The sequence below is a fragment of the Duganella sp. Root336D2 genome, assembly GCF_001425005.1.
GTDB lineage: Bacteria > Pseudomonadota > Gammaproteobacteria > Burkholderiales > Burkholderiaceae_D > Rugamonas.
Genome location: NZ_LMDB01000012.1, coordinates 638075 through 664928, shown reverse-complemented (window position 1 = coordinate 664928; position 26854 = coordinate 638075). Strand labels below are relative to the sequence as shown.

The following is a 26854-nucleotide window of genomic DNA, read 5'->3' as shown; positions in this document are numbered from 1 at the left end:
CCTACCGAAATACAAACTTAAAGCATTCATCATGTCTGACAACAAAGCGAACAAGAGCAAGTACCCGGTCAATATGACCGAAACCCCATTCCCGATGCGCGGCGACCTGGCCAAGCGCGAGCCGGGCTGGGTCAAGCAATGGCAGGACAAGAAAATCTACGAACGCGTGCGCAAGGCATCGGCCGGCCGCCCGAAATTCGTGCTGCATGACGGTCCGCCATACGCCAACGGCGACATCCACATCGGCCACGCCGTCAACAAGATCCTGAAGGACATCGTGGTCAAGTCGCGCACCCTGTCCGGCTTCGACGCGCCTTACGTGCCGGGCTGGGACTGCCACGGCATGCCGATCGAAATCCAGATAGAAAAACTGCACGGCAAAAACCTGCCGACCGCCGACGTGCTGACCAAAGCCCGCGCCTACGCGCACGAGCAGGTCGAACGCCAGAAGAAGGATTTCATCCGCCTGGGCGTCCTGGGTGAATGGGACAACCCGTACCTGACCATGAATTACGGTAACGAGGCCGACGAACTGCGCGCCCTCGGCAAGCTGCTGGAAAAAGGCTATGTCTACCGCGGCCTGAAGCCTGTCAACTGGTGCTTCGATTGCGGCTCCGCGCTGGCGGAAGCGGAAGTGGAATACCAGAACAAGCGCGACCCGGCAATCGACGTCGGCTTCGCCTTCCACGAGCACGCCAAGCTGGCGAGCGCCTTCGGCCTGCCTGCCCTGCCTGCCGGCGACGGCTTCGTGGTGATCTGGACCACCACCCCATGGACCATCCCGTCCAACCAGGCCCTGAACATGCACCACGAGGTGACCTATGCGCTGGTGCAGACCGCGCGCGAAGGCAAGCCGCTGCTGCTGATCCTGGCCAAGGACCTGGTGGCATCCTGCCTCGAGCGCTACAAGCTGGAAGGCACGGTCATCGCCACCGCCACCGGCGACAAGCTGGCAGGCATCGCCTTCAAGCACCCGCTGCACGCCCGCGACGCCTTCTACGACCGCCTGTCGCCGGTATACATCGCCGACTACGTGACCACCGAAAGCGGTACCGGCGTGGTGCACTCGGCGCCAGCCTATGGCCAGGACGACTTTATCTCCTGCAAATCGCACGGCATGAAGGACGACGACATCCTGAAGCCGGTGATGGGCGACGGCAAATACATCCCTTCCCTGCCGCTGTTCGGCGGCATGGGTATCTGGGAAGCTTCCAAGCCGATCTGCGAAGCGCTGCGCGAAGCGGGCGCCCTGTTCGAACTGAAGATGTTCGACCACAGCTACATGCACTGCTGGCGCCACAAGACCCCGATCGTCTACCGCGCCACCTCGCAGTGGTTTGCCGGCATGGACATCCAGCCGCTGGACGGCGGCTCCACCCTGCGCGAAACCGCGCTGGAAGGCATCGAGGCGACCGAATTCTTCCCTGACTGGGGCAAGGCGCGCCTGCACGGCATGATCGCCAACCGCCCGGACTGGACCCTGTCGCGCCAGCGCCAGTGGGGCGTGCCGATGGCCGTGTTCGTGCACAAAGAGACGGGCGAACTGCACCCGCGCACCGCCGAGCTGCTGGAGCAGGTGGCCAAGCTGATCGAGCAGGGCGGCATCGACGCCTGGCAGGCGCTGGATCCGGCCACCCTGCTGGGCGCGGAAGCCGAGCACTATGTGAAAAACAAGGACACGCTGGACGTGTGGTTCGACTCCGGCTGTACGCACCAGACCGTGCTGCGCGGCTCGCACCCCGAACAGTCGCACTTCCCGGCCGACCTGTACCTGGAAGGCTCGGACCAGCACCGCGGCTGGTTCCACTCCTCGCTGCTGACTTCCTCGATGCTGAACGGCCGTCCGCCGTACAAGGCGCTGCTGACCCACGGCTTCGTGGTCGATGGCGAAGGCAAGAAGATGTCCAAGTCGATCGGCAACACCGTCGCGCCGCAGAAGGTGTCCGACACCCTGGGCGCCGACATCCTGCGCCTGTGGGTTGCAGCGACCGACTACACCTCCGAGCTGTCGATCTCCGACGAGATCCTGAAGCGCGTGACCGAATCGTACCGCCGCATCCGCAACACCCTGCGCTTCCTGCTGGCCAATACCTCGGACTTCGATCCGAAGGCGAACGCCGTGCCGGTGGCCGAGCTGCTGGAAATCGACCGTTATGCACTGGCCAATATGGCCGCGCTGCAGAAAGAACTGTCGGCTCACTATGAGCGCTACGAGTTCCACCCGGTCGTGTCCAAGCTGCAGAACTTCTGCTCCGAAGACCTGGGCGGCTTCTACCTCGACATCCTGAAGGACCGCCTGTACACCACCGCGGTGGATTCCCAGGCGCGCCGCTCGGCGCAGAGCGCACTGTGGCACATCACCCAGTCGTTGCTGCGCCTGATGGCCCCGATCCTGTGCTTCACCGCCGAAGAAGCATGGGCCTCGTTCGCCGGCGCAGAATGTTTCAAAGCCAGCGACGAGACCATCTACACCCAGACCTGGTGGCAGCTGCCGGAACTGGCTGATGGCGAAGCCCTGATGGCCAAATACGCGACCCTCATCGCCGTGCGCGCCGACGTCACCAAGCAGCTCGAAGAACTGCGCGGCTCCGGCGCAATCGGCTCGTCGCTGCAGGCGGAGCTGGAGATCAAGGCCGCCGGCGACAAGTTCAAGGTATTGTCCTCGCTGGACGACGACCTGAAGTTCATCTTCATCACCTCGCTGGCCAAGGCAGTCGAAGTGGCGGCAGAAGAGGATGAGGCGGTGAACGTCGCAGCATCGACCGCGCAAAAGTGCGAGCGCTGCTGGCACTACCGCGCCGACGTTGGTTCGCACGCCGACCACCCGGGCCTGTGCGGCCGTTGCCACTCCAACCTGTTCGGCGCCGGCGAATCCCGCAAGTTCGCTTAAACCGGTAGGGCGATGTCTGACCCGCAGGGTCAGACACCTGACACGCGACAGCCGCGCATCGGTGCCTGACCCAGCGGGTCGGGCACCGGGTTACCGGTTCTGGCACGCATAGAGAAAAAGCTACTTATGGCCACCAAAAAGACCAACACCTTCAGCAGCAAACCCGCTTCCGGCAGCCTTGCTCCCTGGCTGGGAATCGCCTTCATCATCATCCTGCTCGACCAGCTGTCCAAGATCACGATCAGCAAGCTGTTCGTGTATGGCGAAGAAAAGGTCATCACCGGCTTCTTCAACCTGGTGCTGGCCTATAACAAGGGCGCCGCATTCAGCTTCCTGGCCAACGAAGGCGGCTGGCAGCGCCACCTGTTCACCGCCATCGGCGTGTTCGCGGCGCTGTACATCATCTACCTGCTGATGCGCCACAGCGGCCAGCGCATGTTCTGCTGGGCCCTGTCGCTGATCCTGGGCGGCGCAGTGGGCAACGTGATCGACCGTATCTGGCATGGCCACGTGATCGACTTCCTCGATTTCCACTGGGCGTCCTTCGGCCACTTCCCGGCCTTCAACATCGCCGACACCGCTATCTGCATCGGCGCCGCACTGTTCGTACTGGACGAACTGCGCCGCGTGAACAAGTAGGAGCAGCATCATGGAACTGACTGGCAAAAAAATCGTCCTCGGCCTGTCCGGCGGCGTGGCTTGCTACAAAGCCGCTGAACTGTGCCGCGCGCTGGCCAGGGAAGGCGCCTCGGTGCAGGTTGTGATGACCGACGCCGCCACCCACTTCATCACCCCGGTGACGATGCAGGCGCTGTCCGGCAAGCCGGTGTTCAGCAGCCAGTGGGATCCACGCGTGAACAACAATATGGCGCACATCGACGTCACCCGCGACGCCGACGCCATCCTGATCGCGCCCTGCTCCGCTGACTTTATTTACAAGCTGTCGCATGGCGTGTGCGACGACCTGCTGTCGACCATGTGCCTGGCCCGCTCGCGCAATGTGCCGCTGCTGATCGCGCCTGCCATGAACGTGGAAATGTGGTCCAACCCGGCCACCCAGCGCAATGTGGACCAGGTGCGTGAAGACGGCATCACCGTTTTCGGTCCGGCCGCCGGCGACCAGGCCTGCGGCGAAACAGGCCTGGGCCGCATGCTGGAACCGGAACAGCTGCTGGCGGAAATGATCGCCGCCTTCCAGCCGAAAGTCCTGGCAGGCAAACGCATCCTGGTTACCGCCGGCCCGACCTTCGAAGCCATCGACCCGGTGCGCGGCATCACCAATCTCTCTTCCGGCAAGATGGGCTATGCCGTGGCGCGTGCCGCGCGTGAAGCCGGCGCCGAGGTGACCCTGGTGTCCGGCCCGACCGCGCTGGCAACGCCGTTCGGCGTGGAGCGCCACGACGTCAAGAGCGCACAGCAGATGTATGACGCCGTGATGGACCAGATCGGCGGCCAGCACGTATTCATCTCCGTGGCGGCGGTAGCCGACTGGAAGGTGGTGAATCCGAGCGCGCAGAAGGTCAAGAAAACCGGCGACGGCAGCGTGCCGGAACTGAAGTTCGAACAGAACCCGGACATCCTGGCCAGCGTGGCCACCCGCACCAGCCTGGCCGGCTGGCCTTACTGCGTAGGCTTCGCCGCCGAATCGGAAAACCTGATCGAATACGGCGCCAGCAAACGCGAACGCAAAGGAATCCCGCTCCTGGTCGGCAACATCGGCCACAACACCTTCGGCCAGGACGACAACACCATCATCCTGTTTGACGAACACGGACATACCATTTTGCCGCGCGCCGACAAGCTCACGCTGGCGCGCCAGCTGATTTCCGAAATCGCCAAACGCATCGACAAGAACTCGCTATTCCAATGAAAACTGTAGACGTCAAAATCCTCGACCCGCGCATGAAAGAACAGATGCCGGCCTATGCAACCCCTGGCAGCGCCGGCCTCGACCTGCGTGCCTGCATCGATGCGCCGCTGGTGATCGAGCCGGGCCAGACCGTGCTGGTGCCGACCGGCCTGGCAATCCACATCGCCGACCCGGGCTACGCTGCCATGATCCTGCCGCGTTCCGGCATGGGCCACAAGAACGGCATTGTTTTAGGGAATCTGGTAGGCTTGATTGACTCCGATTACCAGGGACAGTTGATGGTGTCTACCTGGAACCGGGGCTTAAACACGTTTACGCTGAATCCAATGGAGCGCCTGGCGCAATTGATCATCGTGCCCGTGCTGCAAGTTGGCTTCAATGTTGTCGAAGACTTCGAGGCCAGCGACCGCGGCGCCGGAGGTTTCGGCAGCACTGGCAAGCACTAAGGAAATATATATGGCAGTAGAGCAACGCAATCACATTTCTTCGCCGGCCCGCCGGCTGACCTGGCCCGCGATTGCGGCCACGCTTTTGCTCTCTGCCTGTTCCACCATCCAGCCCGGCAGCGAGCCTGCCGCACCGGCACAGCCGATCCCGCCGTCGGCGCCAGCCGCCCCGGTAGTCACGCCGCAAATGCAGGCCGCACGCGACAACCTGAAAGTCATCGCCGGCCAGCAGGAGCGCCTGTACCGCATCGCCGCCCCGCTGCTGATCAATAACGCCGACCTGTGCAAGGCGCAAGCGCGCAACATGCTCGGCTTCACGGCCAAGAACAAGTACTCCTATCCGGGCGAATACGCCGACGCCTCGAGCGCCGTGCTGGGTTACGACGACGTGCTGCAGGTGTCCGGCGTGCTGGCCGGCAGCGGTGCCGCCAAGGCCGGCCTGCGCAAGGGAGACGACCTGATCGCCGCCGGCGGCAAAGCGCTGCCGAAAGGCCACGATGCCGAAAGCAAGGCCGCTGCCGTCTTCGGTCCATTGACCGCCAGCAGTGCTACGCTGAGCATGACCATTGCCCGCAACGGCAGCAACCAGACGCTGAATGTACCGGTGACCCGCGCCTGCGCCTTCCGCGTCGACCTGGGCAACTCGGACAATGTGAACGCCTACAACGACGGCAGCCGCGTCATGCTCACGCGCGGCATGATCAACTTCGCGCAGAACGATGAAGCAGTAGCCTACGTGATGGCAAAAGAACTGGCGCATAACATCCTGGGCCACGCCGGCTCGATGCGCAGCACCGCCACCATGGCCAGCATCATCGACAACCTGGCGTCCGTGCGGCCTGACCTGACCATGCTGGTCGGGACAGCCGGCGTGCGCCCAATGCCAGCCGATTACGACGTGGCGGCCGACAACCTGGCGCTGTACATGCTGGCGCGCGCCGGCTATAACATCGGCAACGCGCATAGCTTCTGGCAACGCCTGTCCGGCCAGTATCCCGCCACGGCGCTGAATGGCTACACCGCGATCCATCCCAACGTCACCGCGCGCCTGGCCGCGATGGACCGCAGCGTGTCCGAAATCAAGGCCAAGCAGGCCGCCAAACGTCCGCTGCTGCCATGAAAACGGTGGTCCTGCTGCTCGCCATGGCGCCCTGCATCGCGCTGGCGAGCCCCTGGACCACCGTCTCCAGAGATAAGGACAGCACCCTGATGCTGGACAGTAAATCGGTGCGCAGCGCAGCCGAAGGCCGCAAGGCCTGGACCATGGAAACTTTCCGCAAGCCGCAGACTGCGCCCGACGGCAAGATGTACCTCTCGGTGCGCTCGCTGCACCTGTATGCCTGCGACGCCGGCACCCGGACCCTGCTCAGCCAGACCTTCCACGCCGATGTACTGGGCAAGGGCGAGCCGGTCGGCACCTTCAAATACGAAGCCTACGATCCCGAAACGGCCGCCCCCGACAGCCTGCCCGGCAAGGCCCTCGAGGCCGTCTGCAAAAAGCGCTGACCCTTGCTATAGTTCGGTGCATGGACAGCATCGACCTCGAAGTACTCAAGACTTGCTCCGCCTGGCTGGCAGCAGGACACCGCTGCCAACTGGTCACGGTCATCCGCACCTGGGGCTCCAGCCCGCGCCCGATCGGCGCCACCCTCGCCATCTGCGACGATGGCCGCGTGGTCGGCTCGGTCTCCGGCGGCTGTATCGAGGACGACCTGATCGAGCGCGTGCGCAAGGAGGGCATCGTACGCGAGTTGCCCGAGGTCGTCAGCTACGGCATCACCGCCGATGAAGCCCACCGCTTCGGCCTGCCCTGCGGCGGCACCATCGAACTGGCGCTGGAACCGCTTGGCCCGCACAGTCGCATCGACCAGCTGCTGCAGCGCCTGGCCGCACACGAACTGGTGGCGCGCACGCTCAATTTAAGCGACGGCTCAGTCATGCTCGAGCGCGCCCGTCCCGGCGCCGTGCTGGAGCGCAGCGGCGACCTGCTGGTCACCCAGCACGGCCCGCGCTGGCGGCTGCTGATCATCGGCGCCGGACAGCTCTCGCGCATGCTGGCGCAGATTGCCACTGCCATGGATTACCACGTCACCGTGTGCGACCCGCGCGAGGAATACCGCGCCGGCTGGGCCCTGCCCGAGGTGCCGCTGGTGCACGCCATGCCGGACGACCTGGTGCTGGAGATGCAGCTCGACTCGCGTAGCGCGGTAGTGGCGCTGACGCACGACCCCAAGCTGGACGACATGGCGCTGATGGAAGCGCTCAAGTCCAACGCCTTCTATATTGGCGCCATCGGCTCGCGCGCCAATAACAGCAAGCGGCGCGAACGGCTGCTGCAGTTCGACCTCACGGAAGAACAGATTGCCCGCCTGCACGGGCCGATCGGCCTGTACATCGGCAGCAAGACGCCGCCGGAGATCGCCATCTCCATCCTGGCCGAAATGACGGCGATAAAGAACGGCGTCCCCGAAGTGCTGCAGATCAACCACGCCGCCGCCCTCGCAACAGCCCCCGGCCCCGCCTGCCCGACATGAATTCAATCGCAAGAACCAGCTTGCTACAGCCCAGCCCGTGTTCCACCATGGGGTCACGCCCGAAATGGGACACGGGTGTGACCCCACGGTGTGACACGAACTGAACAGTATGAATACTTCGAACCTTCTCAAATTGATTTTGCTGGCTGCCATCTGGGGCGGCTCTTTCCTGTTCATGCGGATTGCGGCGCCGGTGCTGGGGCCGGGCGTGCTGATCGAGTATCGCGTGACATTTGCGGCAATCTTCCTGGCCTTAGTGGCGCTGGTGCTGCGCAAGCGGCTGGACCTGGGCAAGCATTGGAAACATTACCTGGTGCTGGGCTTCTTTAATTCTGCCCTGCCCTTCCTGTTGTTTGCCTTTGCGGCCAAGACGCTGACAGCTTCCGTGCTGTCGGTCTTGAATGCGACAGCGCCGATCTGGGGCGCCATCGTTGGCGCCGTGTGGCATCGCCATATGGTTTCCAGGCGCGTGATGCTTGGCCTGGCCTTGGGCACAACTGGCGTTGCGATGCTGGTCGGGTTCGATCATGCCAGCAGCAAGGAAGGCGCCGGGCTGGCCATCGCTGCCGCGACCCTGGCGGCCTTCAGCTATAGCATTGCGACCACCTACACCAAGGTGGCCAAATCGGCACAGGGCGTCGAGCCTTTCGCCAACGCCCACGGCAGCATGTGGGCGGCGGCCTTGCTGACCATTCCTTCCCTGGCGATCTTCCCGCAGCCCGGGGAGCCGACCGTCGGCATCATGGCCGCTGCATTGGCGCTGGGTGTACTGTGCAGCGGCATCGCTTACCTGCTGTACTTCGGCCTGGTGCGCGATGTGGGGCCGACTTCGGCACTGACCGTCACTTTCCTGAATCCCTTGTTCGGTATTTTGTGGGGTGCGCTTTTCCTGCATGAGGTGGTGGGCTGGTACACGATTGCCGGTGCGGCCATCGTCATCACCGGCACCATGCTGGTCACCGGCTACAAGGTCAAGCTGCCCTGGATGCGAAAGTCCGAGGCCGTATGAAGCATACGTTTTCACTGTCCCTGCCTGCCGCCTATCGCGTGCAGGATGTCCTGGCCTTTCACGGCCGCGATGCCGAAAGCGTCGCGGAACAAGTGAATGACGAGGCGATCCGCAAGGGCGTGCTGTTCGATGGCGTGCCGGTGCTGCTCGCGGTCGCGCTGCCGAAGGGGCGCGCGCGCTCCATCGCCTGTGAGGCCGACATTGACTTGCCGCGGGCGCGCAAGGTTCCGCCTGCGCTGGCGGCGCAAGTCGAGGCCGCGACCCGCAATATCCTCGGCCTGCACATTGATCCGGCGCCCTTCGTTGCGTTCGCCCGCGACGATGAGCTGCTGGGGCCTCTGGTCGCTCGCCAGCCGGGGCTGCGGATCGTGCAGTCGGCAACTGTATTCGAAGCCCTGACCTGGGCCATCATCGGCCAGCAAATCAACCTGTCCTTTGCCATCGCCTTGCGCCGCACCTTCATCCTGCAGGCGGGACGCCAGCATAAGAACGGTTTGTGGTGCTATCCGGAAGCGGTCGACGTGGCCAGGCTTACCGTCGAAGACCTGACCACCCGCAAATTCTCGCGTGCCAAAGCGGAAACCCTGATCCGCTTCGCGCAGCTTGTCGCCGACGGTGACCTCGATATCGAGGAGCGCGAGGACAACCCGATCCCGGCGATCTGCCGCAACCTGCTGGCGGTCAAGGGCATCGGTCCCTGGACGATCAACTATGCCCTGCTGCGCGGCTACGGCTACGCCGATTGCTCATTGCATGGCGACGTCGCCATCCGCGCAGCGCTGCAGCGCTTGCTGGGCGAGGAGAGCAAGCCGGACATGGTGCGCACCGAAGCCCTGCTGCAGCGCTATTCCCCGCACCGCACGATGGCGGCGGCCCACCTGTGGGCCAGCCTGGCATTCGAGCCCTGAACTCAATAGTAGTATTTGGTTTTTTTGGCCCAGTCGCTGCTCGGGTACAGCTTGTGCAGCATGGCGAAGGCTTGCTTCGAATACTTGTTGCGCAACTCCCATTGCGCTGGCGTTGGTCTCTCCGCAGTCGGCGCCCACGCGCACTCGTTGCGCATCGATGCTAGCAGGAGATGCAAGGCTTTCGGTGCTTCGACGTCATTCGGCTTGGCCGAAGCCCATGCCATCAGCGTCGGGGCCAGGAACATCGAGCGCAGTGACAGCTGGCGCAATCCTTGCTGCTCCCGCTCGCCTTCCGCGCGCTGCTCCTTGCCCAGGAAGCGCGGCGCCGGCGCCGGCCGCTCGCCGATATTGACAGGCCGGCAGGACCCATCGTTACCAAGGCCTGCCTGGGTGAATACGTGCGGCCTCAGTTCCGGAGTATTCACCAGTATCAGTGCAGCGGCCAGCTTGCGGTCCGCCCCGCTGGCAGCCTTGCGATAGCGCGCGTACAAATGTGCGGTCGTGTTGCGCCCCTCGGCAACGCTATCCAGCAATGAGAGCGCGCTCGCCTCATCATTCGCAACCAGCGCGCGCGTGAAGATGGCCTCCCGCAGCTCCACTTTCCAGGCTGGCAGCAAATCGGGGTTGGCGTACAGCGTCTTCAGGCTGGCCAATGGCAAGTGGCGGTACACCGCCACGCGAAAATCGTCGTCGGTTCCTTCCGGATCTTTTGCCCCATCATCGATCGGTGCGCCGCGCTCCACTGGGTCCTGTACGCGCCGTCCGGCCTTGACAAAGCCCTCCAGCGAGCCTGTCGTCAGCATCTTCAGCGCCAGGAAGCGGTTGGTGGTGGCGACCGACATGGCTTTGCCTTGGCTTGCCAGCAGGCGGTCGATGTCCTTGTCGGCCTGCGCCAATTGGTTTTCCGAAACGGCCAGCCGAACCAGGTTGTATTGCATGGTCTGGTAGAGCGGATGGCCGGCCGGCACTGCGGCAGCTGCTTTCTTTTCGGCTTCGCTAAGCTCGCCAGGCCTGGCGAATGTAAGCAGGGGCGCCAGCCATAGGGCGTCGCCATGCTTCTGCCAATGCTGGCGCGTCGCATCCAGTGCCAATTTGCGGCGTTCTATCACTTCGGGATTGTCGCTGCCGTCATACCAATCGAACGAATTGCCCTGCATGGTGCCGATCCATGCCGTCAGCGGCTCCTTGGCGCCGATCATTTCGTTGCGAGGCAGCTTATCAAGCAGCAGCAGGTAATCGCTCAGCATGCCTGGTGTATCGGCAGTGAAAGGTTCCTGCTCCAGGCGGCGTGCCAACTGCTTGACCTGCGCGGCGGGGTCGAGGCGTGCATCGACCAGCAACATCATCTGCCTCGCTGGGGCGTAGGATGGCGCCAGCGCCGCAAGTTCCTCGCGCGCCTGCTTGAATTTGGCGACGCGGCTGTCGCTCGCGCCTTCTCCTTGCAGCGTAGCGCTGCGGATCAGGCATCGCGCTGCCAGGTAGGCGCCCAGCGGCTGCCAGGGCGAATTCGTATCCTGCGCCACGGCGAGGAATTGGCGGCGCGCGGCGTCGAGATTGCCCGAATAGAAATTGGCCGCCGCTTCCTGGTAGGCGCGGTCTGCCTTCAGCCAGGCGGGGGCATCATCAGGTATTGCTGGCGGCAGCACCGCTTGCGACGGTGCCGATTGCGCGCCGCAATTGGCGAACACCGCGTCCTGCCCTTCCAGCCAGGCCTTGAACCACTGGTCAGGCTTGCCGCCGGGCCCAAGTTGCGCACGCGCCTTGGCGCTAACGGCGGCCCGCCGGAAGGCATCGGCGTGGCAGTTCACATAATTGCTCCAGTCCTCACTGCCCGTGATCACGACCTTGGCCTCAGCCGGCAACCCTGCTTGCACTGCGAGCGGCGCGCGCGCCTTGAACCAGTCTGCGCTGCCATTTCTCTCGGCATTGCCCACATAGTCCCAGGCCCTGTAGTGATCCCCCAAGTGCCAACCCGACACTTTGAGCGAGGCCGCTTGCGCCGGTGTGATGGCGCGCCCTTTGGCAGCCTGGTAAGCCAGGTAGAGGTAGACCCGCCAATAGCTGCTCGATAGCACGCCCAGGTTGCCGGCGGCATACTTGGGCAGCGCGCCTGGCGCCACCATGAGTTCATTGGCGTAGAGGTTGTAGGTGAAGCCATCGAAGCCGCTGGAAAACGCATATTGCGGCAGGGCGATGAGCGCGGCGACAGCTGCGAGCTTGCGCAGCTTGGGGAAGCATTTCATGGAGCGTGTACCTTGCTTGGGGAATGGAGGGCCTGCCATTGGGCCGCGGTCCAGGATCGGGGCGAAAAATAATAGCTGCGCGGGGCAAGCCGGCGCAGCCGCGGTTCGTCGGTTGCGTAGCCAACCGCCTGGCGGCAATAGGGCTGGCTGAAACCTTGCCAGCGCAGGCGCTGGCGCAGCGCATGCTGTTGCTGACCCATGCGGAAAGCCATGGGCACAACTTCATCGGCCATGCCCTCGGCCAGCCACGCATCGTCGAGGCACCAAGATGCGAGCGCCGTCACCGATAGCGCCACTTCGGGCGGCAAGGCGCGCCGAATGGCAGCGACAGTACGCGCCAGGAATGGGCGCTGCGAGCGCCTCACTTCGAAATCGAGTTGCACCACCTGCCGGTTGGCCCCCGGCGCAATGCGCAGCAGCTCCTGAACGATGGCCTGCATCTGCGCATCGTTGAATGCCGGCGGCTCGCGCCCCGATAAGTCGACGTGCAGCACCGGCACGCGCGCGGTAGCCGGGTCCACCAACAGGCGCGCGGTACGCGGACGCACCAGCGCTTGCTCGCCTTGCAGCATGATGCTGGAGGCGACGAATGCGACGCCGGCATCGCCAGGCAGCCAGCGCAGGTCTTCCGCACGCTCCCAGGCCCACGCCATCTGCAGCGGCAGCAACGCCAGCGCCGGATGCGCATTCGGCACACGACTGCTGTCCGCGCGGGCCAGCAGCAGGATGACTATAAGTAAAAGCAAACGTTGCATGCCCAACATCATAAGGGATGGATGCCGTACCATCACGTTTTTGCACGCAGCGCTTGACCCTCACCCAGCGTCAGGCTCCAGCATGCTGGTAACGTAACGAACAAAAGGAGCACTGCATGATGTTGAAAGTAGGTGAACTGGCGCGCCGTTCAGGCCTGACCGTCCGCGCCTTGCACCATTACGACAGCATTGGCTTGCTCAAGCCTTCGGGACGTTCCGATGCCGGCTACCGCCTGTATAACCGCGACGACGTGGCCCGCCTGCACCAGGTGCAGGCGCTGCGCCGCTTCGGTATGGCGCTGTCCGACATTGGTCAATTCCTGGCCAAGCCCGGCACTTCCCTGCCCGACCTGATTGCGCGCCAGATCGATTCGCTCGACCAGCAAATCGCCGAAGCCGCCAAGCTGCGCGAGCAGCTCGTGGCCCTGCGCGGGCAATTACTGGCAGGCGAAGAACCGGAATTGGCTACCTGGCTAACCACACTGGAGCAAATGACCGTGTACGACAAATACTTTAGCAAGGAAGAACTGGCACAACTGCCGATGTACAGCGATCCGGCCGCGCCCGAAGAATGGGCCAAGCTGATCGAAGCCGTGGGACAGAAAATGGCGGCAGGCGTGGCGCCGTCCGATCCAGCGGTGCAAGAATTGGCGCAGAAATGGATGGCAACATTCAGCCGCCAGGCTGGCCACAGTTTCGACATGATGCGGCGACTCGACCATATGTGGTCAAGTGAAGAGGAATACCGCAAATCAAGTGGCATCACGGTCGAGATGCGCGACTACGTCGCGGCAGCGGGCGGCCTGAGCAAACTGGCAATCTACGGCAAATACATGCTGCCCGAGGAAATCGAGACCATGCACAAGCATTTCAGCACCCGGGCGCAGGAATGGCCGGGGCTGATCAGCGAAATCCGCGACCAGATGGCCGCCAACCCCTCGCCCCTGGCGCCGGAAGCGCGTGCCCTGGCGCATCGCTGGTACGCACTGTTCACCGATATGGTCGGCAATGCACCGGGCGTTCGCGAGCGCTTCCGTAAAGCACTTGAAAACGAACCCGCGCTCAATGCCGGCCGCATGATGAGCGACGATTTGCTGGATTTCCTGCGCCAGGCCCACGCCGCGGAATAAAACGGCGAAAAAAAACCGTCATCGCAAGCTGCCGATGACGGTTTCTTCTGAATTCTGGTTGCGGGGACAGGATTTGAACCTGTGACCTTCGGGTTATGAGCCCGACGAGCTGCCAGACTGCTCCACCCCGCGTCTGATGCAAGTATTATAGGGCCTCCCGCCAATTTAGGCAATATTTATCCCACATCTTCTTACGATAGCTCGAATATATTTCGCTCAATTCCGGCAATCGGCAGTTCGGTGTAAAGTAGACAGTATGAAATTTTGTTCAGAATGCGCCCACCCTGTTGAGTTGATGGTGCCGGCCGGTGACAACCGGCCGCGCTATGTTTGCGTCAACTGCTCCGCAATCCATTATCAAAATCCCAAGATGGTGGTGGGAACGGTCCCGGTCTGGGAGTGCGGCGGGGAATTGCAGGTTTTGCTTTGCAAGCGAGCGATCGAGCCGCGCCGCGGTTTCTGGACCTTGCCGGCAGGTTTCATGGAAAACAATGAGACCACGGCCGAGGCAGCCCAGCGCGAAACCGAAGAAGAGGCCGGCGCCAATATCGACCTGGGCAAGCTGTACACCCTGCTCAACGTGCCGCGCGTGCACCAGGTGCATATGTTCTACCTGGCCACCCTGCGCGACCTCGACTTTGCACCGGGAGAAGAGAGCCTCGACGTCCAAATGTTCACGGAAGCGGAAATCCCCTGGGATGACCTGGCCTTCCCGACCATCCGCACCACGCTGGAGTTGTTCTTTGCCGACCGCGCCAATATGCGCGAGGGCGGCGGCTACGGTTTCCACACCCAGGACATCACCCAGCCAATGCGCCAGCCGTCCGACACATGATTCCCTGGCTCGACGCCAACACGCCCTTTCCCGACGTCTCCGAAGCCCTGAGCACGGACGCGCCGGGCCTGCTGGCGGCAGGCGCTGATTTATCGCCGCAACGGCTGCTGGCAGCATACCAGCGCGGCATCTTCCCGTGGTTTTCCGAGGGCCAGCCCATCCTCTGGTGGAGCACCGACCCGCGCATGGTGCTGCGCACCGCCGACTTCAAGATTTCCGACAGCCTGCGCAAGACGCTGAAGAAGATTGCGCGCGACGGCCAGCACTGGGAAGTGCGTTTCGACAGCGCTTTCGAACAGGTGATGCGCGCCTGCGCCGCACCACGGCGCGACGGTCCCGGCACCTGGATTTCAGAAGACATCATCGCCGGCTACAGCGGCCTGCACCAGCAGGGATTCGCCCACTCCTCCGAATTGTGGCTGGACGGCGAACTTGTCGGCGGCGCTTACGGCGTTTCCATCGGCACCATGTTTTACGGCGAGTCGATGTTCGCGCGCATCACCGATGGCTCCAAGGTCGCCCTGGCCTACCTCGTGCATTTTTTGCGACAGCACGGCGTCGAGCTGATCGATTGCCAGCAAGAGACCGGCCACCTGGCTTCGCTCGGCGCGCGCCCCATACCGCGCCAGGACTTCATTGCCCACTTGCAGAAAAATATTGTGATGCCACAGATACGCGATTGGTGCCCTATCGCACCGTTTTAAGCCGCGGACGCGTTATGATATGAATCATGACGCAGCTTAACGACCTTCCATTCGCAACGTTGCAGTTTTATACAACGGCGCCTTATCCGTGCAGCTATCTTGATGCACGACAGGCCCGCTCACAGGTAGCGACGCCGTCCCACCTGATCAACGCCGATGTGTATTCGGAGCTGGTGAAGAACGGCTTTCGCCGCAGCGGCATCTTTACTTATCGTCCATATTGCGATGGATGCCAGGCCTGCATCCCGGTGCGCGTGGTGGCCGCAGGGTTCTCGCCGACACGCGGCCAACGCCGGGCATGGGCGCGCCACGGCAATCTGGAAGCCGGCGTCGCCAGCCTGTCGTTCTCGGACGAACATTACGATCTTTACCTGCGCTACCAAAGTACGCGCCACGCGGGCGGCGGCATGGACCAGGATTCACGCGACCAGTACGCGCAGTTCCTGCTGCAAAGCCGGGTCAACACGCGCCTGGTGGAGTTCCGCGAACCGGACGGCACGCTGCGCATGGTCTCCATCATCGACGTGCTGTCGGACGGGCTGTCGTCGGTCTACACCTTCTTCGACCCGGACGTACCCGGCGCCTCCTTCGGCACTTATAACGTGATGTGGCAGATCGCGCAGGCGCATGAACTGGGGCTGGAATTCGTCTACCTGGGCTACTGGATCGAAGACAGCCCGAAGATGAACTACAAGATCAAATTCCAGCCGCTGCAGGCACGCATCAAAGGCGTGTGGGGCCCGCTTACTTCTTCATCAGGTCCAGCAGCGCAACCGTAGTGGCCAGCACCCCGGTCTGGATCGACTTCTCCGCATCGGCGCGGAACAGCGGGCTATGGTTGTACGCAATTGAGGCTTTGCCGGCGCGCGCCGCTTCCACCAGCGCCGGCGGGGTGCCGCCGATCATGAAATACACGCTCGGGATGCCCTGGCCATAAATGAAGTGGGCATAGTCTTCGCCGACCATGCTGCCACGCTGGTAGCCCTTGTCGAAGATTCCCTCACCCAGCTTGCTTGACCATACGCTGCGCAGGCGCTGCAGCATGGCCTTGTCGTTCAGCGTTGGCGGCACCGGACGGTCGGTATGGCGGATCTCCGGCAGCTTGTCTTCCGGTACGCCGGCAGCGCGTGCGGTGTGCTCGGCCACCCGCTTGATACCCTCCAGCAGCTTGGCGCGCGTCTCGTCGCTTTCCGAACGCACCGTCAACTCCAGGCGCGCGGTATCGCTGATCACATTACCCTTGGTGCCGGCATGGAAGGAGCCCACGGTAATCAAGGCGGCTTCGCGCGGTGCGATGTCGCGCGTGACGACCGTTTGCAGCGCCAGCACAATCTGCGAGGCGATAACGACCGGGTCCTTGCCGGTATGCGGGCTGGCGCCGTGGGTGCCGATGCCGTGCACCACGATTTCCATCAGGTCGGCTCCGGAGAACGGCGCTTCGCCGGCTTCAATCCTGCCGGCTTCGATATCGGCGCCAACGTGCAGCGACAGCGCGTAATCGGGTTTGCCGAAACGCTTGTAGATACCGTCGGCCATCATATCGAGCGCGCCGCCGGTACGTTCCTCGGCTGGCTGTCCAACCAGCATCAGGGTGCCCTTCCAGTCGCCCTGGCGGGCCGCCATCTGGTGCGCGGTGCCGACCAGACTGGTCATGTGGACGTCGTGGCCGCAGGCATGCATCACCGGCACCAAGTTGCCGCTCAAATCCTTCACCTTGACCCTGGAGGCGTGCGGCGCGTCCGACTTCTCTTCCACCGGCAGCGCGTCCATGTCGGCGCGCACCATCACAGTCGGGCCTTTGCCATTGCGCAGGATGGCCACCAGGCCGGTCTTGCCGACGCCTTCCGTCACCTCGAAACCGGCTGCACGCAATTCCCTGGCCATGCGCGCGGCCGTCTGCACCTCCATATAGGACAGCTCCGGATTGGCATGCAAGTGGTTGAACAAGGGCTCCAGGCTGGTTTTATAGTCGCGCGCAATGGCGGCGGAAAGCTGGTTTTCGGCGGCGACGGCAGGCAGGGAAAGGCAGGCCAGCAAGGCAAGTCCAGGCTTGATCACGGAAGGTCCTCCAGGGGGCGCAGTGTAAAATGCTACAAAAATACACCAAAGCTCCCCACAATGTCCGATAAATTCCTGTACTCCCTGGCCCGCCCCATCCTGTTCTCGATGGATGCCGAATCCGCCCACCATTTCACCCTGCCGGCACTGAAGCGCCTGTCTGCCCTGGGCCTGACGCGCGTCATGGTGCGCCGCCCGAAGGACGACCCGCGCACCGTCATGGGCCTGACATTCCGCAACCCGGTCGGCCTGGCTGCTGGCCTGGACAAGGATGGCGCCTTCATCGATGCGTTGGCCGACCTGGGCTTCGGCTCGATCGAAGTGGGCACGGTGACCCCGCGCGCACAAGCGGGCAACCCGAAGCCGCGCATGTTCCGCCTGCCTGCGGCGCACGGCATCATCAACCGTATGGGCTTCAATAACGGCGGCGTCGACGCCTTCGTGGCCAATGTGCAGTCGTCGCGCTTCTACCAGAACCGCGAGGGCGTGCTGGGCCTGAATATCGGCAAGAACGCCGATACGCCAATCGAGCGCGCCGTCGACGACTACCTGCACTGCCTGGACAAGGTCTACCCGTACGCCAGCTACGTGACCGTCAACATCTCCTCGCCCAACACCAAGAACCTGCGCCAGCTCCAGGGCGCATCGGAGGTGGATGGCCTGCTGTCGCAACTGAAGCAAGCGCAGCTGCGCTTGGCCGACCAGCACAAGCGCTACGTGCCGATGACCCTGAAGATCGCGCCGGACATGGATGGCGACCAGGTGAAGAACATTGCCGACGCCCTGCTGCGCCACAAAATCGACGGCGTGATCGCCACCAACACCACCCTGAGCCGCACCGCGGTGGAAGGCATGCAGCACGGCGCCGAAGCCGGCGGCCTGTCGGGTGCGCCCGTATTCGAACTGTCGAACAATGTGATTCGCCTGCTCAAAGCGGAACTGGGCGATGCGCTGCCGATCATCGGCGTCGGCGGCATCATGCAGGGCAAGGATGCCAAGGCCAAGATCGAAGCCGGCGCACAGCTGGTGCAGCTCTACTCCGGCCTGATTTACGCCGGCCCGGCGCTGGTGCGCGATTGCGCCGACGCGCTGCGGGGCTAAGCATGCAGAAGATCACCCTCGGCCGCAGCGACCTGAAGGTCAGCAAGATCTGCCTCGGCACGATGACTTTCGGCCAGCAGAACACCGAAGCCGATGCGCACGCCCAGCTCGATTATGCGCTGGAGCGCGGCATCAATTTCATCGACACCGCCGAGCTGTATCCGGTGATGCCGTCCGCTGCAACCCAGGGTGATACCGAACGCTTCATCGGCACGTGGCTGAAAAAGTCCGGCCGCCGCGCCGACGTGGTGCTGGCAACCAAGGTCGCCGGACCCAATCCGTATATGCACTGGATCCGCAAAGGCAAGAGCAACCACAATGCGGCCAATATCCGCGCTGCGGTGGAGACCAGCCTGCAACGATTGCAGACGGAATACATCGACCTGTACCAGTTGCATTGGCCGAGCCGCAATGTGCCGATCTTCGGCGCCAGCCAGTTCGATCCTGAGAAGGAACGCCACAGCATCGCCATCGAAGAATCGCTGGCCGTGCTGGGCGACTTGATCAGGGAAGGCAAGATCCGCCACATCGGCGTATCGAACGAAAGCAGCTGGGGCGTGGCCGAATTCGTCAAGCAGGCCGAAATGAAGGGCCTGCCGCGCATAGCCACCATCCAGAACCTGTACAACCTGACGGCGCGCCATTTCGAAACCAGCTTCCTGGACGAGACCTGCTTCCGCGAGCAAGTAAGCCTGATGGCATATAGCCCGCTGGCGTTCGGCCAGCTCACGGCCAAGTATCACGACGATCCCAAGGCGCACGGCCGCCTGACGATCTTCCCGCCAACCTGGAGCCCGCGCTACCTGCGTCCGGGCGTACTGGATGCGGTGGCGCAGTACGCCAAACTGGCGCGCGACAACGGGATGACGCCAACCCAGCTCGCACTGGCCTGGTGCTATTCTCGCTGGTTCATCGCCTCCACCATCATCGGCGCCACCACGCTGGCGCAGCTCAAACAGAACATCGATGCCTTCGATGTGCGCCTGTCGCCGGAGGTTGTGGCAGCAGTCGACGCAATTCACGCCAAACTGCCCAACCCCGGGCAGTAACCGATAAGGTCAGGTGCGCGCCTGACCATCTATCCAATTGCTGTATGGGAACGTTGTTGATACTATTCCCCACTCAGGTTGCCCGCTCTCACGGGCCATGTCTTTCCTGATTCTTCGCCGCCACCTCCCCGCGGCCTTGGCAATCTTCCTCGAAAAACCGACATGCTCAAAAACCTGACCATCAGGGCGCGGCTTATTGCCGTCCTGACCATGCTATCCGTGCTGCTGCTTGCAGTAGGCTGCGTTGGCCTGGCAAGCCTTGGCCAAACCCACAATACCTTGCGCACCGTCTACCAGGAGCGCCTGCTGGCACTCGGTCACCTCGACGGGATGATGCGCCTCATGCTACGCAACCAGCTCGTCATTGTTCGCGCCGCGAATGCCGATCTACCGGATTTGCCCGCAATGATCGATCAAGTCGAACAGGACCGGGACCATGCCAGCAAACTGTGGCAGGAATACAGCGAAACCTTCGTCACGGAGCAAGAAAGGGAAATGGCGGAACGCTTCGAGGCCGCCCGCAGGCACTTCATGCTCGACGCCCTGGCGCCTGCACTGGCCGCCGCCAAAGCAGGCGATATCGACGCCATGCGCATCCTGGTGGATGGTCCGGTAGAGCATATGTTCCCCAAGCTTCGCATCGAAATGGAAAAGCTGATCGCCTATCAGCTCGAACGCGGCAGAATGCAGTACTTCGCATCGGAAGACAAATACGCCAGCCAGCACCAGCTGGTCATTGGATTGCTGGCGGCCGGCCTCATTCTCGCCACCATCATCGGCTGGTGGCTGGTGCGCAGCATCACGCAGCCGCTCAATCGTGCGGTCGCCATTGCCCAGGCCGTCGCCCGAGGTGACCTGACGCAGCAGATTGAAATCACTGCGAACGATGAGACCGGCCAGTTGCTGGCGGCGCTGAAGGAAATGAACTCGAGCCTGGCCGGCATGGTCGGCAACGTTAGGCAGGCTACCGAAACCCTGCATGCCGCATCCGCGCACATTGCCGACGATGACCTTGACCTGTCGCACCGTATCGAGAAACAGGCCAGCGCACTGGAGGAAACCGCCTTGTCGATGGAGGAGCTGACCTGCACTGTGCGCCGGAATGCCGACAATGCCCGCCAGGTGAACCTGCTGGCGCAAGGTGCAGCGAACCTGGCGACACGCGGCGGCGCCGCAGTGTTCCAGGCGGTGGAAAAGATGGATGCCATCAACGCCTCCTCGCTCAGGATGGCCGACATCATCGGCGTGATCGACGGCATAGCCACCCAGACCGGTCGCCTGGCGATGGATGCCTCTGCCGAAGCCCAGCGCGCCGGCGGTGCAAGCCCTGAAGGTTGCGCCATGGTCGCGAGCGAGGTACGCGGCCTGGCGCAGCGCGCCGCGGCAGCCGCGCAGGAAATCAGGCAATTGATCGATCACTCGATGCAGCAGGTCAATGCTGGCAGCACCCTGGTGCACCAGGCCGGCACGACCATGAATGAGGTGGTGCAGGCGGTGCATCGCGTCAGCGGCATTATCAATGAGATCACTGCCGCCAGCCACGAACAAAGCATGGGCATCGGCCAGGTCAGCGAAGCAATGCTGCAAATGGATGCGGCCACGCAGCATAACGCCGCGCTGGTCGAGCAGGCCGCCGCCGCTGCCGCATCGATGCAGCAGCAGGCTTGTGCCCTTGCCAAGGCAGTGCGCGTATTCCGCCTGGCACCCCAATGCGGCGGAGCGGTGCAGGCGGCGAATAAACCACAATCTCACCAATTCTCACTTGCTTCGTTAAAACCTTATTGCTAGCATCGGGTTTCCAGGGTGTCCGCCTCGCCGGCCCCAGCCAGCCCTGTCCAAACGCCGCCCCACCCTCGCGGCCTCCTATCCCACCAAAGCCGTTTGCTTGCGCGTACGCGCGGGCTGGAGCCGTACATGCTGAACAACCTGACTATCAAAACCCGCCTGGTCACTGTCCTGGCCATCCTGTCCCTCATGATGACGGTGATTGGCATTGCCGGCATTACCAGCTTGTCGAATTCGAATGCCTCCCTGCAGACGGTATACGAGGACCGCCTGGTGGCGCTGGGGCAGTTGCAGGACATGATCCGCTCGATGAATCGCAACCAGCTGGCAATGGCCAATGCGGCACTCGGTGATGCCGCCGCCCTGCCGGATATGGTCAAGGGCGTGGAGCAGGATCACGCCCAGGCCAACACGATCTGGAAAGCCTACATCGCCACGCAGATGACCGTGGAAGAAAAGGCATTGGTGGAGCGCTTCAGCGCAGCCCACTCCGCCTATCTCGAACAGGGACTGGAACCTGCGCTGGCAGCCGCCCGCGCCGGTGACATGGAGAAGATGAAATCCATAATGCATGGACGAATGAGCGAACGCTTCGTGCCGGTACGCGACGTGATCAACCAGCTGGTCAATTTGCAGAAGGATATCGGCAAGCAGGTGTACGAAACATCCCAGGCCAGCTTCTCCAGCTTCCGCCTGATGGTGATCGGCATCCTGGCAGGAGGCTTGTCCCTCGCAGCAGGCATCGGCTGGTGGCTGGTGCGCAGCATTACCATCCCGCTCAATCGCGCGATACGGATCGCTGAGAGCGTGGCAGCCGGTGACCTGACGCAGCAGATCGAGGTGTATACGCAAGATGAAACCGGCAAGCTGCTGGCTGCCTTGCGCGAGATGAGCATCAGCCTGGTCGGCATCGTCGGCAATGTGCGTCAGGCTACCGACTCCATCAACACCGCTTCGTCCGAAATCGCCAGCGGCAATGTGGACTTGTCGGCACGCACCGAGCGGCAAGCAGGCTCGCTGGAAGAAACTGCATCCTCATTGGAAGAACTGACTTCCACCGTGCGCCAGAATGCCGACAATGCAAGGCAGGCCAACCAGTTGGCCGGCAATGCATCGCAAGTGGCGCGGCGCGGCGGTGCCGTGGTGTCGCAAGTGGTCGATAAGATGAGCGCGATCAACGAGTCGGCCTACAAGATCGTGGAAATCATTTCGGTCATCGACGGCATCGCATTCCAGACCAACATCCTGGCCTTGAACGCAGCGGTGGAAGCTGCACGCGCCGGAGAACAGGGGCGTGGCTTCGCAGTCGTCGCATCGGAAGTACGCAACCTGGCCCAGCGAGCAGGCGCCGCCGCCAAGGAGATCAAACAGTTGATCGACAACTCGGTGGCACAAGTGGAAGAAGGCAGCCGCCTGGTCGACCAGGCCGGCAGCACCATGACCGAGGTGGTGCTCAGCGTGCAGCAGGTGACGGACATTATCGGCGAGATTTCAGCTGCCAGCGGCGAGCAAAGCGCGGGCCTGCAACAGATCAACCAGGCTGTGGTACAGATGGACAGCGCAACCCAGCAAAATGCCGCACTGGTGGAACAAGCTGCCGCTGCTGCCGGCGCATTGCAAGAGCAGGCGGGCTCGCTATCGCAAGCAGTCAGCGTGTTCCGGCTGTCGGCAGCGGGCGCCGCTGAACCGGCTCGCCGCAGTGCCGTCGTCACCCGCCTGGCTGCGCGTGCCGCGATGCAGCCTGCTCCGGCAACCGCGGCCCGTCGCACCGCGCTGGCTGCCAACAGCACCCGCGACGGCTGGTAAGAATTCCAAGCCGCGCCGCTTCAGAACTCTTCCCACTCATTGTCCGCACGGGCCGTTTTTGCGGCCACTGCAGGCTTGCCGAGCCGCGGGGCGGCAGTTGCAGCCGGTCGCGTGGCCGCCTTCACCACTGCCCGCACGGCCAGCCGTTTCGCATCGGCCTGGTGGTCGGCCAGGCGGAACACACTGACCGCCTCGGCCAGCATTTCCGCCTGGTCACGCATCGATTGCGCAGCCGCCGCGGCTTCTTCGACCAGCGCCGCATTCTGCTGCGTCACATCGTCAATCGAGACGATGGCCTGATTGACCTGCGCGATGCCGCTGCTCTGCTCCTGGCTGGCGGCGCTGATCTGCTGCATGATGTCACTGACTTGCTGCACCGCCTTGACGATGCCATCCATCGTTTCCCCCGCCTGGTCGACGAGGCGCGCGCCTTCATCGACTGTGTCGACCGAGTGCCCGATCAGCTCCTTGATTTCTTTCGCCGCTGCGGCGGAGCGCTGCGCCAGGTTGCGCACTTCCGACGCCACCACGGCAAAGCCCCTTCCCTGCTCGCCCGCGCGTGCCGCTTCGACGGCGGCATTCAGCGCCAGGATATTGGTCTGGAACGCGATGCCATCGATCACGCCGATGATATCGACGATCTTGTTCGACGACTCCTTGATCGCCCCCATGGTGTTGACCACCTGCCCCACAACAGCGCCACCGCGCGTGGCAAAGTCGGAAGCAGTCACCACAAGCTGCGTGGCCTGGCGTGCATTCTCTGCGTTCTGCTGGACGGTGGAAGTCAGTTCCTCCATCGATGAAGCGGTTTCCTCCAGCGAGCTGGCTTGCTGCTCGGTGCGCGAGGACAGGTCCAGGTTGCCGGTGGCGATTTCGTTGGAAGCGGTGGTGATAGTGTCCGAGCCGGAGCGCACCTTGCCAACGGTGCGCGCCAGGCTGTCGTTCATATTCGCCAGCGCCTGCAAAAGCTGGCCGGTTTCATCGCGGCTGGTAACGTCGATGCGTTGCGTCAGGTCGCCGCCGGCCACGGCCTCCGCCACATCAACGGCGCGGTTCAGCGGCTGGGTGATGCTGCGCGTGACCCACCATGCAACCCATGCCGCCAGCGCGGCCGCCGCTGCGGTCAGTATGATCATCACGTCGCGGGAATTGCTGTAGGCCTTGCCTGCGACATCGCTGGCGGCGTTCACGGCGGCCGCCTGGTAGTTCACCAGTTCGCCCAGCGCGGCCAGGTAAGCGGTCTGCTCCTTGCGCACTGCGGTCAGCAGGTATTTGACGTTCGCTTCGCGCTGGCTGTCGTCGGCGGACTTTTGCAGGAAAGTCGACTGAACGACCAGGTAGCGATCGCGCGCCTCCTGCACCGCCTTGAGTTTGGCCTTGCTTTCTGCGTCCACATCATCTGAAATCAATTTGGCAAGCTTATCGAGATTGCCATCAATCTCGGCTTTCCTGTCCTCGACGCGTCTCAACTCCTTCTTTACCGTTTCCGGGTCAGTTGAGAGCATTGCATTGCGCATGGCGCGCGCGATGTCGTTGACGCCGCCGATCGCCTCGTAAGCCAGGATTACTTTCGGCACCTTGTCGCTGGCGATATCTTCGGTGCCGTCGTTCAGCTTACCCAGGTTGACGATGCCGGTAACGGCAATGCCAACCATGAAGGCCAATGCAAGACCCAATCCGGCGGCCAGGCGCACGCCGATCTTCCAGTTACCGATACCCATACAACCTCCTTCAAGGTTACAGGGGGTCGCCTCCCTGCAAGGCCTGCTCGATGTCGCTGCGCGTCAAATCCGGGGCGAACTGCGTGATGAATTCGTAGGCATACGAGCGCAAGTATGCTCCTTTGCGCAGGGCCAGTCTTGTTGTATTTGCAGCGAACAGGTGCGACGCCTCGATGGCGCGCAAGCCCTTGTCGCGGCCATGGTCGAAGGCCATGGAAGCCACCAGCCCAACGCCCAGGCCCAGCGTCACGTATTGCTTGATCACGTCCGAATCCATGGCAGTCAGCACGATGTCGGGGCGCACGCCAGCCTTGTCGAAGGCGGCGTCGATGTGGCCGCGGCCGGTGAAGCCGACGTCGTAGGTGATCAGCGGATATTCGGCCAGGTCTTCCAGGCGGATCGGGGAGCGCGTCAGCAGCGGGTGGCCATCCGGCACCACCACCAGGTGGCTCCAGCGGTAGCACGGGAAGGACACCAGGTCCGGGAATTGCGACAGGCCTTCGGTAGCGATGCCGATATCGGCCTTGCCCGACAAGACCCATTCCGCGATATGGTCGGGGGCGCTTTGCTGCAGCGCGATGCGCACGTCCGGGAACTCATTGCGGAAATGCGAAACCGCCTTCGGCAGCGCATAGCGCGCCTGGGTGTGGGTGGCCGCGATGGTCAGCGTGCCGCTTTTCTGGCCGGTGAACTCCAGGCTGGCCTGCTGCAGGTTTTCCGCTTCCACCAGCAAACGGTCGACGATTTTCAGGATGCCCTTGCCAGGCTCGGTCAGGCCGGTCAGGCGCTTGCCGTTACGTTCAAAAATGATGACGCCAAGTTCGTCTTCCAGCTCTCGAATCTGGCGGCTTACGCCCGGCTGGGAGGTGAACAGCGCGTTCGCCACTTCGGTCAGGTTGTAGTTGCGGCGCGCAGCTTCGCGCACGGAGCGTAATTGCTGGAAGTTCATGCGTGTGCCCCTTCATCGACGAAGACGCGCAGGCGCTTGGGACGCACCACCAGGGTTTCGCCGTCTTGCAGGTTAAGTTGGATATAGCGTTCGTTGGAAATGGTCGCCTCGATGATCTGGGCATTGTCAGCGCGCTCCAGGTCGAGATGTGCCAGCGGGCCGATCGCATGCGCGCGGCGCAGCTTGACCACGATGCCTTCCGCGCCCTGCACATAGCGCTCAACTTCCAGGTCATGCGGGCGGATGTAAGCCGTGCCCTTGCCGCTGCCCTGGCCTTCCACATCGAATTCGACGCCGTCGCTGGCCAGCACGCCTTCATGCACGCGGCCGTGGAACACGTTGACGTTGCCGAGGAAGCCGTACACGAAAGGCGAGGCAGGACGGTTGTACACCTCATCCGGCGAACCCAGTTGCTCGACATGGCCTTTGTTCATCAGCACCACGCGGTCGGCTACTTCCAGCGCTTCTTCCTGGTCGTGGGTCACGAAGATCGAAGTGACGTGCAGCTCGTCGTGCAGGCGGCGCAGCCAGCGGCGCAGTTCCTTGCGTACCTTGGCGTCCAGCGCACCGAACGGTTCGTCCAGCAGCAGCACGCGTGGTTCAACAGCCAGCGCGCGCGCCAGGGCGATACGCTGGCGTTGGCCGCCGGAGAGCTGCGGCGGATATCGGTCGGCCAGCCAGTCCAGCTGCACCAGTTCCAGCAGCTCTTTCACCTTGCGGCGGATCTGCTCCTCCGACGGTCGCTCCTTGCGCGGCTTGACACGCAGGCCGAAGGCCACGTTCTCGAACACGGTCATGTGCTTGAACAGCGCATAGTGCTGGAACACGAAGCCCACCTGGCGCTCGCGCACGTGGCGGTCGGAGGCATCCTGGCCCTCCAGCAGCACCTGGCCGGAATCGGGATGCTCCAGGCCGGCGATGCAGCGCAGCAGCGTGGTCTTGCCGCAGCCCGATGGGCCGAGCAGCGCGGTCAGCTCGCCCTGCGGGAAATCGAGCGATACATTGTCCAGTGCGACGAAGTCGCCGAAACGCTTGTTGATGTTCTTGACTGCGATCGTCAT

At 63.0% G+C, this 26854-nt stretch carries 23 protein-coding genes and 1 tRNA gene; 17 read left to right on the top strand and 7 right to left on the bottom strand.

Annotated features, from left to right (window positions below; genetic code table 11):
* The first annotated feature begins 31 nt into the window (after nt 1–31).
* The 9 genes from ileS to ASD07_RS13130 all read left to right on the top strand — a co-directional run bounded on the left by ileS (nt 32) and on the right by ASD07_RS13130 (nt 9657).
* Nucleotides 32–2890: an isoleucine--tRNA ligase gene (ileS, locus tag ASD07_RS13170; RefSeq protein ID WP_055930560.1), complete on the top strand. Its 2859-nt coding sequence runs from the start codon at nt 32–34 to the stop codon at nt 2888–2890.
* A 126-nt stretch (nt 2891–3016) separates the two neighbouring features.
* Nucleotides 3017–3529, top strand: coding sequence for a signal peptidase II (gene lspA / locus ASD07_RS13165; protein WP_055930557.1), 513 nt, complete (start codon nt 3017–3019; stop codon nt 3527–3529).
* Nucleotides 3530–3539: 10 nt separating this feature from the next.
* On the top strand, nt 3540–4760 hold the full coding sequence (gene coaBC, locus ASD07_RS13160) for a bifunctional phosphopantothenoylcysteine decarboxylase/phosphopantothenate--cysteine ligase CoaBC (RefSeq protein ID WP_200953792.1): 1221 nt from the start codon (nt 3540–3542) through the stop codon (nt 4758–4760).
* Entirely contained in the window at nt 4757–5206 is a 450-nt protein-coding gene (gene dut, locus ASD07_RS13155) for a dUTP diphosphatase (RefSeq protein ID WP_055930551.1), read from the top strand. Before coaBC ends, dut begins: the two co-directional genes overlap by 4 nt.
* 10 nt (nt 5207–5216) lie before the next feature.
* On the top strand, nt 5217–6326 hold the full coding sequence (locus tag ASD07_RS13150; RefSeq protein ID WP_055930548.1) for a M48 family metallopeptidase: 1110 nt from the start codon (nt 5217–5219) through the stop codon (nt 6324–6326).
* Nucleotides 6323–6712: a surface-adhesin E family protein gene (locus ASD07_RS13145; protein WP_055930545.1), complete on the top strand. Its 390-nt coding sequence runs from the start codon at nt 6323–6325 to the stop codon at nt 6710–6712. Before ASD07_RS13150 ends, ASD07_RS13145 begins: the two co-directional genes overlap by 4 nt.
* Before the next feature lie 20 nt (nt 6713–6732).
* The gene (locus tag ASD07_RS13140; protein WP_055930542.1) at nt 6733–7740 is read left to right on the top strand and encodes an XdhC family protein; all 1008 of its coding nucleotides are present in this window, start codon (nt 6733–6735) and stop codon (nt 7738–7740) included.
* Nucleotides 7741–7849: 109 nt separating this feature from the next.
* A complete protein-coding gene (locus ASD07_RS13135; protein WP_055930538.1) occupies nt 7850–8749 on the top strand; it encodes a DMT family transporter in 900 nt (299 codons plus the stop codon).
* Entirely contained in the window at nt 8746–9657 is a 912-nt protein-coding gene (locus ASD07_RS13130; RefSeq protein ID WP_055930534.1) for a DNA-3-methyladenine glycosylase 2, read from the top strand. Before ASD07_RS13135 ends, ASD07_RS13130 begins: the two co-directional genes overlap by 4 nt.
* 2 nt (nt 9658–9659) lie before the next feature.
* On the opposite strand, the gene ASD07_RS13125 is transcribed toward ASD07_RS13130, so the two are convergent.
* Nucleotides 9660–11900, bottom strand: a complete 2241-nt coding sequence (locus tag ASD07_RS13125; protein WP_055930532.1) for a hypothetical protein — start codon at nt 11898–11900, stop codon at nt 9660–9662.
* Nucleotides 11897–12655: a hypothetical protein gene (locus ASD07_RS13120; RefSeq protein WP_156397988.1), complete on the bottom strand. Its 759-nt coding sequence runs from the start codon at nt 12653–12655 to the stop codon at nt 11897–11899. Before ASD07_RS13120 ends, ASD07_RS13125 begins: the two co-directional genes overlap by 4 nt.
* A gap of 116 nt (nt 12656–12771) precedes the next feature.
* Between ASD07_RS13120 and ASD07_RS13115 the strand changes: the two genes are divergently transcribed.
* Nucleotides 12772–13785, top strand: a complete 1014-nt coding sequence (locus tag ASD07_RS13115; protein WP_055930525.1) for a MerR family transcriptional regulator — start codon at nt 12772–12774, stop codon at nt 13783–13785.
* Nucleotides 13786–13840: 55 nt separating this feature from the next.
* Here the strand turns inward: ASD07_RS13115 and ASD07_RS13110 are convergent.
* Nucleotides 13841–13917: transfer RNA gene (locus ASD07_RS13110), tRNA-Met, on the bottom strand.
* A 124-nt stretch (nt 13918–14041) separates the two neighbouring features.
* Here ASD07_RS13110 and ASD07_RS13105 point away from each other — a divergent pair.
* Genes ASD07_RS13105 through ASD07_RS13095 form a run of 3 tightly spaced genes read left to right on the top strand, consistent with a single transcriptional unit; the run spans nt 14042 to nt 16103 of the window.
* Nucleotides 14042–14620, top strand: a complete 579-nt coding sequence (locus tag ASD07_RS13105; RefSeq protein WP_055930521.1) for an NUDIX hydrolase — start codon at nt 14042–14044, stop codon at nt 14618–14620.
* Complete coding sequence (aat, locus tag ASD07_RS13100) at nt 14617–15324, top strand: leucyl/phenylalanyl-tRNA--protein transferase (protein ID WP_055930519.1); 708 nt, start codon at nt 14617–14619, stop codon at nt 15322–15324. Before ASD07_RS13105 ends, aat begins: the two co-directional genes overlap by 4 nt.
* Nucleotides 15325–15350: 26 nt before the next feature.
* Nucleotides 15351–16103 carry an arginyltransferase gene (locus tag ASD07_RS13095; RefSeq protein ID WP_055930515.1) on the top strand — a complete coding sequence of 251 codons (753 nt, stop codon included), beginning with the start codon at nt 15351–15353 and terminating at the stop codon, nt 16101–16103.
* Here ASD07_RS13095 and ASD07_RS13090 read toward each other — a convergent pair.
* Nucleotides 16069–17382, bottom strand: coding sequence for an amidohydrolase (locus ASD07_RS13090; protein WP_055930512.1), 1314 nt, complete (start codon nt 17380–17382; stop codon nt 16069–16071). The two genes, ASD07_RS13095 and ASD07_RS13090, sit on opposite strands and share 35 nt — an antisense overlap.
* A gap of 60 nt (nt 17383–17442) precedes the next feature.
* On the opposite strand from ASD07_RS13090, the gene ASD07_RS13085 reads away from it, so the two are divergent.
* From ASD07_RS13085 to ASD07_RS31680, 4 genes are all read left to right on the top strand, one after another.
* Nucleotides 17443–18483, top strand: coding sequence for a quinone-dependent dihydroorotate dehydrogenase (locus ASD07_RS13085; protein ID WP_055930509.1), 1041 nt, complete (start codon nt 17443–17445; stop codon nt 18481–18483).
* 2 nt (nt 18484–18485) lie between these two features.
* The gene (locus tag ASD07_RS13080) at nt 18486–19532 is read left to right on the top strand and encodes an aldo/keto reductase (RefSeq protein ID WP_055930506.1); all 1047 of its coding nucleotides are present in this window, start codon (nt 18486–18488) and stop codon (nt 19530–19532) included.
* A 162-nt stretch (nt 19533–19694) separates the two neighbouring features.
* Nucleotides 19695–21320, top strand: a complete 1626-nt coding sequence (locus tag ASD07_RS13075; RefSeq protein ID WP_055930504.1) for a methyl-accepting chemotaxis protein — start codon at nt 19695–19697, stop codon at nt 21318–21320.
* A 126-nt stretch (nt 21321–21446) separates the two neighbouring features.
* Nucleotides 21447–23123 (top strand): methyl-accepting chemotaxis protein, encoded by a 1677-nt coding sequence (locus ASD07_RS31680; protein ID WP_055930500.1) that lies wholly within the window; start codon nt 21447–21449, stop codon nt 23121–23123.
* 20 nt (nt 23124–23143) lie between these two features.
* Here the strand turns inward: ASD07_RS31680 and ASD07_RS13065 are convergent, their stop codons facing one another.
* The 3 genes from ASD07_RS13065 to ASD07_RS13055 are packed head-to-tail and all read right to left on the bottom strand — an operon-like array spanning nt 23144 to nt 26854.
* Nucleotides 23144–24844, bottom strand: a complete 1701-nt coding sequence (locus tag ASD07_RS13065) for a methyl-accepting chemotaxis protein (protein WP_055930497.1) — start codon at nt 24842–24844, stop codon at nt 23144–23146.
* 16 nt (nt 24845–24860) lie between these two features.
* A complete protein-coding gene (locus ASD07_RS13060) occupies nt 24861–25793 on the bottom strand; it encodes a CysB family HTH-type transcriptional regulator (protein WP_055930495.1) in 933 nt (310 codons plus the stop codon).
* Nucleotides 25790–26854 carry a sulfate/molybdate ABC transporter ATP-binding protein gene (locus ASD07_RS13055; RefSeq protein ID WP_055930492.1) on the bottom strand — a complete coding sequence of 355 codons (1065 nt, stop codon included), beginning with the start codon at nt 26852–26854 and terminating at the stop codon, nt 25790–25792. Before ASD07_RS13055 ends, ASD07_RS13060 begins: the two co-directional genes overlap by 4 nt.

What these genes read in the sequence shown, in the direction of transcription:
- ileS (WP_055930560.1), top strand. Translation starts at nt 32, where the DNA reads ATGTCTGACAACAAAGCGAACAAGAGCAAGTACCCGGTCAATATGACC.
- ASD07_RS31680 (WP_055930500.1), top strand. Translation starts at nt 21,447, where the DNA reads ATGCTGAACAACCTGACTATCAAAACCCGCCTGGTCACTGTCCTGGCC.
- aat (WP_055930519.1), top strand. Translation starts at nt 14,617, where the DNA reads ATGATTCCCTGGCTCGACGCCAACACGCCCTTTCCCGACGTCTCCGAA.
- ASD07_RS13065 (WP_055930497.1), bottom strand. Translation starts at nt 24,844, where the DNA reads ATGGGTATCGGTAACTGGAAGATCGGCGTGCGCCTGGCCGCCGGATTG.
- ASD07_RS13105 (WP_055930521.1), top strand. Translation starts at nt 14,042, where the DNA reads ATGAAATTTTGTTCAGAATGCGCCCACCCTGTTGAGTTGATGGTGCCG.
- ASD07_RS13150 (WP_055930548.1), top strand. Translation starts at nt 5,217, where the DNA reads ATGGCAGTAGAGCAACGCAATCACATTTCTTCGCCGGCCCGCCGGCTG.
- ASD07_RS13145 (WP_055930545.1), top strand. Translation starts at nt 6,323, where the DNA reads ATGAAAACGGTGGTCCTGCTGCTCGCCATGGCGCCCTGCATCGCGCTG.
- ASD07_RS13140 (WP_055930542.1), top strand. Translation starts at nt 6,733, where the DNA reads ATGGACAGCATCGACCTCGAAGTACTCAAGACTTGCTCCGCCTGGCTG.
- ASD07_RS13130 (WP_055930534.1), top strand. Translation starts at nt 8,746, where the DNA reads ATGAAGCATACGTTTTCACTGTCCCTGCCTGCCGCCTATCGCGTGCAG.
- ASD07_RS13120 (WP_156397988.1), bottom strand. Translation starts at nt 12,655, where the DNA reads ATGCAACGTTTGCTTTTACTTATAGTCATCCTGCTGCTGGCCCGCGCG.
- dut (WP_055930551.1), top strand. Translation starts at nt 4,757, where the DNA reads ATGAAAACTGTAGACGTCAAAATCCTCGACCCGCGCATGAAAGAACAG.
- lspA (WP_055930557.1), top strand. Translation starts at nt 3,017, where the DNA reads ATGGCCACCAAAAAGACCAACACCTTCAGCAGCAAACCCGCTTCCGGC.
- ASD07_RS13080 (WP_055930506.1), top strand. Translation starts at nt 18,486, where the DNA reads ATGCAGAAGATCACCCTCGGCCGCAGCGACCTGAAGGTCAGCAAGATC.
- ASD07_RS13115 (WP_055930525.1), top strand. Translation starts at nt 12,772, where the DNA reads ATGATGTTGAAAGTAGGTGAACTGGCGCGCCGTTCAGGCCTGACCGTC.
- ASD07_RS13060 (WP_055930495.1), bottom strand. Translation starts at nt 25,793, where the DNA reads ATGAACTTCCAGCAATTACGCTCCGTGCGCGAAGCTGCGCGCCGCAAC.
- ASD07_RS13055 (WP_055930492.1), bottom strand. Translation starts at nt 26,854, where the DNA reads ATGACGATCGCAGTCAAGAACATCAACAAGCGTTTCGGCGACTTCGTC.
- ASD07_RS13085 (WP_055930509.1), top strand. Translation starts at nt 17,443, where the DNA reads ATGTCCGATAAATTCCTGTACTCCCTGGCCCGCCCCATCCTGTTCTCG.
- coaBC (WP_200953792.1), top strand. Translation starts at nt 3,540, where the DNA reads ATGGAACTGACTGGCAAAAAAATCGTCCTCGGCCTGTCCGGCGGCGTG.
- ASD07_RS13125 (WP_055930532.1), bottom strand. Translation starts at nt 11,900, where the DNA reads ATGAAATGCTTCCCCAAGCTGCGCAAGCTCGCAGCTGTCGCCGCGCTC.
- ASD07_RS13135 (WP_055930538.1), top strand. Translation starts at nt 7,850, where the DNA reads ATGAATACTTCGAACCTTCTCAAATTGATTTTGCTGGCTGCCATCTGG.
- ASD07_RS13095 (WP_055930515.1), top strand. Translation starts at nt 15,351, where the DNA reads ATGACGCAGCTTAACGACCTTCCATTCGCAACGTTGCAGTTTTATACA.
- ASD07_RS13075 (WP_055930504.1), top strand. Translation starts at nt 19,695, where the DNA reads ATGCTCAAAAACCTGACCATCAGGGCGCGGCTTATTGCCGTCCTGACC.